9 protein-coding genes are annotated in these 12,889 nt (G+C 41.2%); all 9 read right to left on the reverse strand.

Translation table 11 applies throughout. The features are described 5' to 3' along the window. Positions 1 to 127: 127 nt before the first annotated feature. Complete coding sequence (gene meaB / locus RCG21_RS25055; protein ID WP_308913878.1) at positions 128 to 1,252, reverse strand: methylmalonyl Co-A mutase-associated GTPase MeaB; 1,125 nt, start codon at positions 1,250 to 1,252, stop codon at positions 128 to 130. After that, positions 1,253 to 3,445 carry a methylmalonyl-CoA mutase gene (gene scpA / locus RCG21_RS25060; RefSeq protein ID WP_133335735.1) on the reverse strand — a complete coding sequence of 731 codons (2,193 nt, stop codon included), beginning with the start codon at positions 3,443 to 3,445 and terminating at the stop codon, positions 1,253 to 1,255. It lies immediately after the preceding gene. Positions 3,446 to 3,742: 297 nt separating this feature from the next. Beyond that, positions 3,743 to 5,353, reverse strand: a complete 1,611-nt coding sequence (locus tag RCG21_RS25065) for a methylmalonyl-CoA mutase subunit beta (RefSeq protein ID WP_308913879.1) — start codon at positions 5,351 to 5,353, stop codon at positions 3,743 to 3,745. Between the two features lie 112 nt (positions 5,354 to 5,465). Beyond that, positions 5,466 to 6,758: a dihydrolipoamide acetyltransferase family protein gene (locus RCG21_RS25070; RefSeq protein ID WP_133335731.1), complete on the reverse strand. Its 1,293-nt coding sequence runs from the start codon at positions 6,756 to 6,758 to the stop codon at positions 5,466 to 5,468. Between the two features lie 63 nt (positions 6,759 to 6,821). Next, positions 6,822 to 7,805: an alpha-ketoacid dehydrogenase subunit beta gene (locus RCG21_RS25075; RefSeq protein WP_133335729.1), complete on the reverse strand. Its 984-nt coding sequence runs from the start codon at positions 7,803 to 7,805 to the stop codon at positions 6,822 to 6,824. 13 nt (positions 7,806 to 7,818) lie between these two features. Further along, positions 7,819 to 8,814, reverse strand: coding sequence for a thiamine pyrophosphate-dependent dehydrogenase E1 component subunit alpha (locus RCG21_RS25080; protein WP_133335727.1), 996 nt, complete (start codon positions 8,812 to 8,814; stop codon positions 7,819 to 7,821). Between the two features lie 203 nt (positions 8,815 to 9,017). Next, on the reverse strand, positions 9,018 to 10,439 hold the full coding sequence (lpdA, locus tag RCG21_RS25085) for a dihydrolipoyl dehydrogenase (RefSeq protein WP_133335725.1): 1,422 nt from the start codon (positions 10,437 to 10,439) through the stop codon (positions 9,018 to 9,020). A 20-nt stretch (positions 10,440 to 10,459) separates the two neighbouring features. After that, the gene (buk, locus tag RCG21_RS25090) at positions 10,460 to 11,563 is read right to left on the reverse strand and encodes a butyrate kinase (RefSeq protein ID WP_133335723.1); all 1,104 of its coding nucleotides are present in this window, start codon (positions 11,561 to 11,563) and stop codon (positions 10,460 to 10,462) included. Positions 11,564 to 11,791: 228 nt separating this feature from the next. Continuing rightward, positions 11,792 to 12,889, reverse strand: coding sequence for a branched-chain amino acid dehydrogenase (gene bcd / locus RCG21_RS25095; protein ID WP_133335721.1), 1,098 nt, complete (start codon positions 12,887 to 12,889; stop codon positions 11,792 to 11,794).

A 12,889-nucleotide genomic window follows, 5' to 3' on the forward strand; every position in this document is an offset into this window, starting at 1 on the left:
TATGTTTGGTTCTTGCAAACTAAAATATTACCAAAATAATATTACCATTTTTTGTATGAAATGGGTGAATATTACACTATTTTTTCCAAAAAGTTCAATAAAAAAAGACGGTAATCAGCCATTACCGTCACAAAGTTGAATCCAAGAATGTCCGAAAAAGACTTTCTACTGCCGAAGCGACCGTTTTTTCTCCGGCAATTACTTCATTTTCTATTTTTGGCAGTTGGTTTTTCACCCCTGGATGATGGTAAAAATGGTAGTGAAGCTGGTCACTAATTAATGCATAGAGCCATTCCCGTGATTGCGCCTTTCTGCGTTCATTAAAAACTCCAGAGGATTTACCCTTCTGCTCGAAAGATTGAATCATTTCCCAAATTCGACTTATGCCCTCCAAGGTTAACGAGGAGCAGGTATATGCTTTGGTAGCCCAGCCTTTTGTCGCAGGCTGAAGAAAATGAAGAATGCGGTTATAGTCATTTCGTGTTTTTTCCGCTATGGGCTTATTCTCACCATCTGCCTTATGAACAACAATGGCATCGGCCAGCTCCATAATCCCTTTTTTCATTCCCTGCAATTCATCACCGGCACCTGTTAATACTAGAAGCATGAAAAAATCGACCATATCCCTGATAATGACTTCACTTTGCCCAACGCCAACCGTTTCGATTAAAATCACCTCAAAACCGGCTGCCTCGCAAAGGAGCATTGATTCCCTTGTTTTTCGATGCACACCGCCAAGCTTTCCTGCAGATGGCGAAGGCCGGATAAAAGCGAGAGGATTTCTTGATAATTGCTCCATCCGTGTTTTATCACCTAAAATACTTCCGCCGCTAATACTAGAGCTTGGATCAATCGCTAAAACCGCAACCTTTAAACCTAAGCTGCATAGATACTCTCCAAACGCTTCAATGAAAGTACTTTTCCCGGCTCCGGGCACTCCGGTAATTCCAATCCGAATAGACTTCCCAGTGTAGGGTAAAAGCTTCTGCAGCAGTTCCTGTGCTTTTTCAAAATGATGCTCAGCATTGCTTTCTACAAGCGTAATGGCACGGGCAAGCATGCTTCGATTCCCCTCCGATACCCCGTTATATAATTCCTCTACAGAAACCGCTTGGGTATTGCGCTTTTTGAATCGAGAACTTTTTTGAAGGGAAGTTGATTGACCTTCAAGCTCTTGCCCCTTTCTTACTACACTTGAACATAAATCTGGATTTGATGGATCGCTCCATTCCGCTTTTTGATCAGCCGCCATTTATTCCGCCACTTCCTCATAGCCGAGCTGTTGATAGATTGCCTTAATAACCTTTTGTGCTGCTACCGGAATGACGGTTCCAGGTCCAAAAATAGCTGCCGCACCGTGATCATATAAGAATCGATAATCCTGGGCCGGAATAACTCCTCCTGCAACAACTAAAATATCCTCCCTGCCCAGCTTTTTCAATTCGTCGATAAGCTGTGGGAGTAAAGTTTTATGTCCGGCGGCAAGTGAACTCATCCCAATGACGTGGACATCATTTTCTACTGCCTGCAAAGCGGTTTCTTCCGGTGTTTGAAACAATGGACCGATGTCGACATCAAACCCAAGATCCGCAAAGGCTGTTGCAATCACCTTTGCTCCACGGTCATGGCCATCCTGACCCATTTTGGCAATCAAAATTCGTGGTCTTCTTCCTTCATTTTCGAGGAACTCGTCAGCCATTTCCTTCACAACCGTGATTTCCTCTTCGTTGCTAAAGGCTGAGCTGTATACACCGCTAATCGAATAGATGATTGCTTTATGCCTTTTGGCCACTTTTTCGATGGCATCAGAAATTTCTCCGAGCGTTGCTCTTGCTCTTGCTGCCTTTACTGAGAGCTCTAACAGATTTCCTTCACCAGCTTCTGCCGCTTTCGTCAAGGCGTTAAGTGATTCCTGTACCTTTTGATCATCCCTACTTTGCTTTAACGTATTTAATTTTTCGATTTGTTTCAATCGAACAGCTGTATTATCAATATCTAAAATATCAATTGGCTCTTCTTTCTCTAAACGATAACGGTTTACACCAATAATGATTTCTTTACCGGAATCAATTTGCGCCTGTCTCCGTGCGGCTGCCTCTTCAATTCTCATTTTTGGAAGACCAGTTTCAATCGCTTTCGCCATTCCGCCAAGCCCTTCAATTTCTTCGATATGCATCCAAGCTCTTTGTACCAATTCATCAGTCAGCTTCTCAACATAATAGGATCCTGCCCAAGGGTCAATTACCTTCGTGATTCCTGATTCCTCCTGAAGAAATAGTTGTGTGTTCCGAGCAATTCGAGCAGAGAAATCCGTTGGCAAAGCAATCGCTTCATCTAGTGCATTGGTATGCAGGGATTGTGTATGCCCCATAGCTGCAGCATGCGCTTCAATCAATGTACGAGTCACATTATTAAATGGGTCTTGTTCTGTCAAACTCCAACCGGACGTTTGTGAATGGGTTCGTAAGGCTAATGACTTATCATTCTTAGGATTAAATGATTTCATCATTTTTGCCCAAATTAACCGTGCAGCGCGCATTTTTGCCACTTCCATGAAATAATTCATTCCAATTGCCCAAAAAAATGACAATCTTGGTACAAATGAATCGATTTCAATCCCGGCTTTAAGTCCTGTCCGAACATATTCCAATCCATCCGCTAGTGTGTAAGCAAGCTCCAGGTCAGCAGGAGCACCTGCTTCCTGCATGTGATAGCCGGAAATACTAATACTATTAAACTTTGGCATATATTTAGAAGTATACTCAAAAATATCAGCGATAATTTTCATCGACATCTCAGGTGGATAAATATAAGTGTTTCGCACCATATATTCTTTTAAAATATCGTTTTGAATCGTTCCGGAAAGCTTTTCCTGACTAACGCCCTGTTCCTCGGCGGTAACAATGAAGAAAGCTAGAATTGGCAGGACCGCCCCATTCATCGTCATCGATACCGACATTTGATCAAGTGGAATTCCATCGAAAAGTGTTTTCATATCAAGAATCGAATCGATTGCCACTCCGGCTTTTCCAACATCGCCGACAACCCGGGGATGGTCAGAATCATAGCCGCGATGGGTTGCCAAATCAAATGCAACCGACAAACCCTTTTGTCCCATTGCCAAATTCCGGCGATAAAACGCATTACTCTCCTCAGCAGTTGAGAATCCAGCATATTGCCTTACCGTCCACGGCCTGTTGACATACATGGTTGGATACGGACCACGTGTATACGGCGGAAGCCCCGGCAGATCGTCTAGATGATTCAAGCCTTCCAAGTCCTCTTTTGTATAAAGAGCCTTCAACTTGATTTGTTCATTAGTTTCAAAAAGTAAATCTTCGATGGACGAATTTAGCTCTTGTTCCACTTTTTCTTCCCATTGTTTTTTATTATTGAGCGGTTGCTCAGTAAAAAGGCGCAGGTTTTGAAAATCAGGCTTTTGCATCGGCCCTCACCTCCATTTCAGTAAGTATATGAGAAAGTGTTTCATAGCAATTGCTTTTTACATGAACGAACTCTTCAATACCTTCATGATTCCACTGTACTTGTTGATCCTGATCCGGTAATCCAGCTAAATAAAAGAGCTTATCCGGAAACTTAGCTTTTATGAATAATAAGATCTCATGACCAATTGTCTCATATTGTTCGTTATCGCCGCATAGACAAAAATGCTGCGTTTCTTGACTTGCAACAAACGCCTCAGCTGATTCCTTTGAAAAAATTGGCTCACTTCCAACTGCGTTTATTCCCCAGCGGAAACGAATCCTCGCATAAAGTCAAATCTTGCTTTATACTGTTTTAATTCCCCAAGACAAATCATCGACATAATCGGTTTAGAACTCGACCTTCCCTCGATTTCCTTTGCCTTTTTCCTTAGTTCCTCATACGGCTCTGCCAATCTTTTTTTCACTAAAGGATTCATTTCAATCGCAGACTCTATTTTATTCATCTGTAAAAATTGAGGCTCGGCACCGTTTAATACATCTTCCAATGATTGAGAAACTAAATAGGCTGCTTCTTGTTCCTTTATGAGAGCAGGAACGGTTTCATCCAGATTTGCATACACATTTGTACCTACAATACTTTGTTTTCTTGTAAAAGAATCTTTCATTCTTTTGTTTCTAACTGTTGCGATCTCATTTTGGAGCCAACCGGTTTGCAATACTTTCAGAATTCCGCCGTTTATTTCAATCTGCTGAAAGAACTCCCATGCTTTTTCAGCCAATTCTGTTGTTAATTCTTCGACATACCATGAGCCGCCCGCTGGGTCAATAATATTTTTCAGATGCGCTTCATTTTTTAAAATTAGCTGTGTATTTCTTGCGATTCTTTCTGAAAAAGAATTGGGACCTGTAATTTCATCAAAAGCACCAACATGCAAATACTGTATGCCCCCAATTACAGCTGCAAACGCTTCATTGCCGGCACGAAGAAGGTTAACATGTGGATCATAGATAGTTTTTGTAAATGTAGAGGTTTCTGCAGCAATTTCTATACCCCTGTTATTTTTATGAGCCCCATAGGCTTCCGCTATTCTACTCCAGATCATTCGTGCTGCCCTAAGCTTAGCTATTTCCATAAAAAAGTTGCTGCCAATTGAGAATTGAAAAATCATTTTTGAAAGAATTTTCTCAAGCTTCATACCACTCTCAATAAACTGTTGGAGATAGAATACACCTGTGGCTGCAGCAATTCCCAGTTCTTGAACAGCATTTGCCCCGCTGTTCTGATAGATGGATGTGTTAATCAGGATCGTACGTAAATTTGGAAAAACCTTTTCAGCTGTCTTGATATTTTCTACCCACGCAGGGAGCAATTCTTTTGAAAAATTTCCTTCTTCGCCAAAAAGTGAAATGGGGTCAGTACCAATATATCCAGTAATTTTTTCGTTATTTCCTTTAGATAATTTTGCTAATAAGGCCGCCTGCAAACCTTTTGAATCAATGGCAATTGGAAAGTTTTCGGCCAAATCCATGAACAAACTAGCTACATCAGCATCGGATTCAAATAAAGCTTTTGAAACTTCAAACGAAATGGCCGTTTGCCCTTTACTGACGGCAGATATGAGTTTTTCTCTTAGTTCATGAATAGTTGAATAAGAAATCCGCTGAGCCACCTTCCAATCATTCATTACATATCCAAGCGGGAATGTACCACGTCTAAAATCCGATTGGCCCGGATACTCAGAGGGTGTTTTCTGATCTTCTTTAGAATAAAGCGGTTTCAAAATAATGTTTTCATATGTTGGGCTTTGCAAGGACTCAACTTTTTTCCCTTTTAAGGATTCTTCGGCTTTAGCTTTCCAATCAAGTTTTGTTTTTGAAGGAAAAGACTGATTGCGCAAATCTTCCAAACTTGACAACTCCCTCCAAGCAAAATAATAAATATTCAATTAATTCTATTTTATGGTACAAACCCGTTACAATCAATAAGAAAAGTACCGCCAGAAAAACTGGCGGTACTCTTTAATAGATGGAAGTTGTAGTTTTTGATGTATTTTCAAGTATTTCTTTAACTCGTTGTAAGAATCGTCCGCAAACAAGTCCGTCTAAAACTCGGTGGTCTAGAGACATACATAAATTCACCATATCACGTACGGCAATCATTCCATTATTCATGACTACCGGACGCTTCACAATTGATTCAACCTGCAGAATAGCTGCTTGCGGGTAATTGATGATGCCCATGGATTGAACAGATCCGAATGAACCGGTATTGTTGACGGTAAATGTTCCACCTTGCATATCCTCGGACTTTAGTTTTCCATTTCTAACCTTAACAGCAAGCTCGGAAATTTCACGGGCAATTCCTTTAATTGTTTTTTCGTCCGCCAGCTTAATAACAGGAACGTATAACGCATCATCAGTTGCAACGGCAATCGAAATATTAATATCCTTCTTTTGAATAATTTTATCCCCGGCCCACATTGAGTTGATTTGTGGGAATTCCTTCAAGCCTTGAGCAACTGCTTTTACAAAGAATGCAAAGAAAGTTAAATTGAAGCCCTCTTTTTTCTTAAACTCATCTTTAATGGAATTGCGGTAGTCTACCAAATTCGTGGCATCAACCTCTATCATTGTCCAAGCATGTGGCGCTTCGTGTTTACTTCGCAGCATGTTAGCCGCAATCGCTTTACGGACACCTGTAACAGGTATTTCAATGTCACCTGTCCCAACTGGCACATTTACGGAAGTTGCAGCCTGTTTTGGCTCAGGTTGAGCCGTTTCCGGCAAGGCAGAAGGCTGAATTTCAGACTGCTTGATTGGTTCTGTCTTTGGAGATCCTGCAGGTATGTTTCCGGACTCAATCAATTTTTGCAAATCTTTTCTGGTAATTCTGCCTCCGGCACCTGTTCCATGCACTTGAGTCAAGTCAATTCCATGCTCCTGAGAGAGCTTTAAAACCGCGGGTGAATATCGGCCAACATTTCCTTTATCTGCAGCCTCAGTTCCCCTATCGGCTGATTTTTCTTCTACAGCAGCTGCTTTTGCTTTTGTCTCACCATCCGTTTCTCCGCCCTCTATCTCAATCGTACAAATGATTTCACCAACAGACAATGTATCGCCTTCTCCGGCAATTAGTTCTTTAATCATTCCTGTAAATGAAGACGGGACTTCTGCATTTACCTTATCTGTCATAACCTCTGCAAGTGGATCATATTTATTTACCTTATCCCCAACAGAAACAAGCCATTTACTAATGGTACCCTCTGTAACACTTTCACCTAGTTGAGGCATTTTTATTTGTTCAACTGCCAATGCATAAAACCTCCTTAGTGCATTTACTACTGTGGATTATTCTTCAGCTAAAAAAATTGCACCTTAAAATTCTGCTAATTCTCTCATTGCTTTTTCAACTTTATCAGGATTTACCATAAAGTATTTTTCCATCGTCGGTGCATACGGCATGGCCGGTATATCCGGTCCAGCCAAGCGTTTAATAGGTGCATCTAAATCGAATAAGCAATTTTCAGCTATAATGGCAGATACCTCCCCCAAAATACTGCCTTCTTTATTGTCTTCTGTAACGAGCAGAACCTTCCCGGTTTTGGAGGCAGCTTCAATAATCGCTTCCTTATCCAGTGGGTAAACTGTTCTTAAATCAAGAATATGGGTTGAAATTCCGTCCTTAGCCAGTTTTTCGGCAGCTTGGAGGGCAAAATGAACACACAGACCATAAGTAATGACCGTAATATCATCGCCTTCACGTTTCACATCAGCTTTTCCAATTGGAAGCGTATAATCATCAGTCGGAACTTCTCCTTTAATCAAACGGTAGGCCCGTTTATGCTCGAAGAAAAGAACAGGGTCATTATCACGTATAGCTGCTTTTAATAAACCTTTTACATCATAAGGAGTAGATGGCATAACAATTTTTAATCCAGGTTGATTTGCAAATACCGCTTCAACAGATTGAGAGTGATACAATGCACCATGAACCCCTCCGCCGTATGGAGCACGAATAACAATTGGACAATTCCAGTCATTATTTGATCGATAGCGAATTTTCGCTGCCTCTGAAATAATTTGGTTTACAGCAGGCATGATAAAGTCAGCAAACTGCATTTCTGCAATCGGCCGCATACCATACATAGCTGCACCGATTCCTACTCCTGCTATGGCTGATTCAGCAAGCGGTGTATCAATTACTCGCTCTTCTCCAAATTGTTCATACAATCCTTGTGTAGCCTTAAATACACCACCCTTTTTACCAACATCTTCCCCAAGTACAAACACCTTAGGGTCTCTTTCCATTTCTTCACGTATGGCCATTGTCACCGCATCTATATAAGAAATTACTGCCATGTTACGTCCCCCCTTACATTTCCCCATAAACGTATTTCATTGCATCCTCAGGTGCAGCATATGGGGCATTTTCAGCATAGTCAGTTGCCTCATTCACCAGTTTCATTACACGGTCATTGATTTCTTTTTCCAAGTCATCATTCAGGACACCCGTTTCCTTTAAGTAGGCACCAAATGTAATAATCGGATCCTGGGTTTTGGCTTTTGCTACCTCATCAGGTGCCCGGTAAGAACGGTCATCATCATCAGAAGAATGTGGTGTTAAACGGTAGGAAATTGTTTCAATTAAGGTAGGTCCCGCGCCGCTGCGGCCGCGTTCCGCAGCCTCTTTCACTACTTTATAAACTTCTAACGGGTCGTTCCCATCCACTGTGAACCCTGGCATTCCATAGCCAATTGCACGATCTGATACCTTCTCGCAGGCTAATTGTTTTTCAATTGGAACGGAAATAGCATACTTATTGTTTTCACACATAAAAATAACAGGAAGTTTGTGTACACCGGCAAAATTTGCACCTTCATGGAAATCACCTTGGTTGGATGACCCTTCACCAAATGTTACAAACGTAACAAGGTCTTTTCTTTCCATCTTTCCAGCCAAAGCAACCCCTACTGCATGAGGTACTTGTGTTGTAACGGGCGAGGAACCTGTAACAATACGATTTTTCTTTTGTCCAAAGTGTCCAGGCATTTGCCTTCCTCCTGAATTAGGGTCTTCTGCTTTCGCAAATCCAGAAAGCATAAGCTCCTTCGCCGTCATCCCAAAGGTTAAGACTACCCCCATATCCCGGTAATAGGGAAGCACATAATCTTTATCCTTATCAAGTGCAAAAGCTGCCCCAACTTGGGCCGCTTCCTGGCCTTGACAGGAAATAACAAATGGGATTTTCCCAGCACGGTTTAATAACCACATCCGCTCATCAATCCGACGGGCTAAAACCATTGTTTCATACATCTCTAAAACTTTTTCATCACTTAATCCTAATGCCTCATGTCGCTTTTCAGCCATTAATTTTGTACCTCCCTATTGTTCGCATTGAATCCTAAACAGCGTCAGTATTTATCCCGCAGTAACGGGCAGTAAGACCCCCTACTTCAGTGGTTGGTGTAAGTAGGAAGAGTGAGTGGGGGATCAACTGCCCATAAAAGCCCGATTGGTTCAACTAACAATCAGTGGGGGATGAAAAAACCCCCACTGATCGAAGTTTCACTTTATCCGTGAAGTGCTCTGCCATCTACTGCTAATGCAGCTTCCCCAATTGCTTCTGCAAGGGTTGGGTGTGGATGGATGGTGTGAGCGACTTCCCATGGAGTTGCATTTAATACCATTGCAAGCCCAGCTTCTGAGATCATATCGGTAACATGAGGACCAATCATGTGTACCCCTAAAATATCATTGGTCTCTTCATCGGCCACAATTTTCACAAATCCATCCGATTCACCGAAAACCAGCGCTTTACCAATGGCACGGAAGGAAAATTTGCCCACTTTTACTTTATGCCCTCTACTTTCCGCTTGCTCCTCGGTAATACCAACACTAGAAACCTCAGGATTACTATAAATACATTTTGATATTAAGTTATAATCGATAGGTGAAGGATCCTTTCCTGCTATATGCTCAACGGCAACAATTCCTTCATGGGATGCAACATGGGCGAGCTGCAGGCCGCCAACAACATCTCCAATTGCGTAAATATGGGATTCCTTTGTTTGGTAAAATTCATTTGTGACAATATTTCCTTTTTCAAGCTGAATTTCCGTATTCTCAAGCCCGATTCCTTCAGTATTCGCTTGACGTCCAACGGAAACAAGCAGTTTTTCAGCCTTAAATTCTTTTAAACTGCCTTTTACTTCAGCGGAGATTGCTACACCATTACCTTTTACTATTGTTTCAGAAAGGACCTTTGCGCTTGTTACAATTTTAATTCCTTTTTTCTTCATTAACCGTTGCATTTCTTTTGAAATGTCTTTATCTTCTGTAGGGATAATTCGGTCTGCATATTCAATCACCGTAACGTCTACCCCAAAATCGGATAACATTGAGGCCCATTCAATCCCAATTACGCCGCCGCCAACAATGATAATAGAAGATGGTAAGTTTTCCAGTTCTAATGCTTCATCAGATGAAATGACCTGGTCGCCGTCAATCTCAAGCCCTTGAAGGGTTCTTGGCCTTGAACCGGTAGCAACAATTACATTTTTGGGGATGAGCATTTCATTTTCTTCGCCGTTATTCATTTCAACAGATATGGTACCTGGCATTGGTGAAAAGATGGAAGGGCCCAAAATCCGTCCTAATCCTTCATAAACATCGATTTTCCCTTGTTTCATTAAGTGCTGTACTCCTTTATGAAGGGTATCGATGATTTTCGTTTTTCTTTCTTGAACTTTAGTAAAATTAAAAGTTACTTCGCCAGTTATCACGCCAAAGTCTTCACTATGTTTTGAAGTAGCATACACTTCTGCACTTCTTAGCAGGGCTTTACTTGGTATACAACCTTTATGTAAGCATGTTCCACCGAGTTTTCCTTTTTCAACAATTGCTGTTTTTAAACCTAGCTGTGAGGCACGGATTGCGGCAACATATCCACCAGTGCCACCCCCGAGAATAACCAAATCATACTCTTGTGCCATTTTATTTCCTCCCCAACTACTTAAATTTTTGCTGTTTTAAATGAACCAGGATATATTTTAACTTCCTCTTCGCCACGCAAGACGCGAAGGGCTCCTTCTGCTAATGCTTGAAGTTCATTTTCCCCAGGATGAATGATACAATCAGCAATCCAGTTTACTCTATTGGTAATCGATTGTACAAAATCCTTTCCATAAGCAAGTCCGCCAGTTAAAACGATCGCATCTACTTTACCTGAAAGAACCGCACTAGCAGAACCAATTTCTTTTGCAACCTGATAGGCCATGGCATCATAAACAAGCTTGGCTTCTTTATTCCCGGCTTCAATCATCTCTTCTACCTTCACTGCGTTATTTGTGCCAAGGTAACCGACTAGACCGCCCTGCCCTACTAACATTTTCATGATTTCTTCCCGGTAGTATTCACCAGAAAACGAAAGGGAAATTAAATCTCCGGCTGGAACAGTACCAGCACGTTCCGGACTAAAAGGCCCATCACCGTGAAGACCATTATTAACATCGATAACCCTACCCATTCTATGTACACCGACGGTTATTCCGCCCCCCATATGGGTAACAATTAAATTTAATTCTGAGTATTTTTTCCCTAATTCCTTTGCTGCTCTTCTTGCAACAGCCTTTTGATTCAACGCATGAAAAATACTTTTTCGTTCAATTAACGGGAAACCGGATATCCTTGCAATCGGGTCAAGTTCATCGACAACTACTGGGTCCACAATATAGGACGGGATATTAAGACCAGATGCTATTTCATATGCTATTATACCACCTAAATTCGATGCGTGTTGTCCAGAATACCCATTTCTTAAATCCGTCAACATTTTGTCATTAACTGTATAGGTTCCGCCTTCGATCGGACGAAGCAATCCTCCCCGCCCACAAACCGCGGACAATTTTGAAATATTAATACCTTCTTGGTCCAATGTTTCTAAGATGGTGTTTTTCCTGAATTCATATTGATCAATGATATTTGGGTAAGAATTTATTATTTCAGCTTCATGACGAATCGTTTTTTCCAGTATGGAAATTTCATTATCGAAAACCCCTATCTTAGTAGAAGTAGAGCCAGGGTTGATGATGAGTATTCGATATTCTCTTTCTTGCACGTTTTGACCCCCAATTTGCTTTATCGAAAGATTAAGACGGTACCTTTCAAAAATTTTTTCGTCGATTTACCCCCACATATTTAACTAAGTAATGTTCAATAATTGAGTGGTCATTATACTTAAAGTAATTTCTAAAATGATCAAATTTTAAACAATATGAGGTAAATCACTACCTAGGAAAGCGCTGAATTTTCATTCAGCGCTCAAATTTTAAGATTATTGCAGTTTTTATTTTCTACGGCTTAAAATATGATGTCCGTTTTGAAGGAATTGACTGCGGGAATTGCGCATTCTTTCAATCCGTTCCTCTACCATGCGATCTGCTGCAAGGTAGGTTGGGATTCCATCACGCTTTGAAATTTCAATGATTCTTTCAATACTTGTGTAAAGCTGTTCAACCTTTTTAAGGGCACGTTCATGATTATATCCGTAAAGCTCATCGGCTACGTTGATTACACCACCAGCATTTATTACATAATCCGGAGCGTATACAATACCCATTTCATGAATGATGTCTCCATGACGTGTATCTTTTAATTGATTGTTCGCAGAACCAGCGATTACTTTTGCCTTCAACTGCGGGATTGTGTCATCATTGATGGTTGCTCCAAGAGCACATGGCGCATAAATATCGCATTCCACACCGTAAATTTCATTTGGGTCAACAGCACGCGCACCAAAGTCTTCCACTGCACGCCCGACCGCTTCTTTATTAATATCTGTAACAATCAGCTGTGCGCCTTCTTCATGCAGATGCTTACAAAGGGTATAAGCTACATTTCCAACGCCTTGGACAGCTACTACTTTTCCTTCTAGTGAGTCTGTGCCAAATGCCTCTTTGGCTGCCGCTTTCATTCCTAAATAAACACCATACGCTGTTACAGGGGATGGATTTCCAGATGATCCGAATGCCGGGGAAATCCCTGTTACATAATCCGTTTCTTCATGAATTAAATCCATATCCGCCACAGTGGTACCTACATCTTCAGCTGTTATATATCTTCCATTTAGTCCTTGAATATAACGTCCAAAAGCGCGGAACATTTCTTCATTTTTATCCTTACGAGGGTCGCCTATGATTACCGTTTTGCCACCGCCAAGATTTAAACCTGCCGCCGCATTTTTATAAGTCATTCCTTTTGCCAATCTCAATGCATCTTCAATCGCGGCCTCTTCAGATTCATATGTCCACATACGCGTTCCGCCTAATGCCGGTCCTAAGGTTGTATCATGAATTGCAATAATTGCTTTTAATCCCGAAGATTTATCCTGACAAAAAACTAATTGCTCGTAATCATATTTTTCTAAATACTTAAAAATTTCCAT

Source organism: Bacillus salipaludis (genome assembly GCF_030938565.1).
GTDB lineage: Bacteria > Bacillota > Bacilli > Bacillales > Cytobacillaceae > Neobacillus > Neobacillus salipaludis_A.

Excerpts from the sequence above, each read along its gene's own strand:
- RCG21_RS25075 (WP_133335729.1), bottom strand. The coding sequence starts at position 7,805 with ATGGCAGTAATTTCTTATATAGATGCGGTGACAATGGCCATACGTGAA.
- bcd (WP_133335721.1), bottom strand. The coding sequence starts at position 12,889 with ATGGAAATTTTTAAGTATTTAGAAAAATATGATTACGAGCAATTAGTT.
- meaB (WP_308913878.1), bottom strand. The coding sequence starts at position 1,252 with ATGGCGGCTGATCAAAAAGCGGAATGGAGCGATCCATCAAATCCAGAT.
- lpdA (WP_133335725.1), bottom strand. The coding sequence starts at position 10,439 with ATGGCACAAGAGTATGATTTGGTTATTCTCGGGGGTGGCACTGGTGGA.
- RCG21_RS25080 (WP_133335727.1), bottom strand. The coding sequence starts at position 8,814 with ATGGCTGAAAAGCGACATGAGGCATTAGGATTAAGTGATGAAAAAGTT.
- scpA (WP_133335735.1), bottom strand. The coding sequence starts at position 3,445 with ATGCAAAAGCCTGATTTTCAAAACCTGCGCCTTTTTACTGAGCAACCG.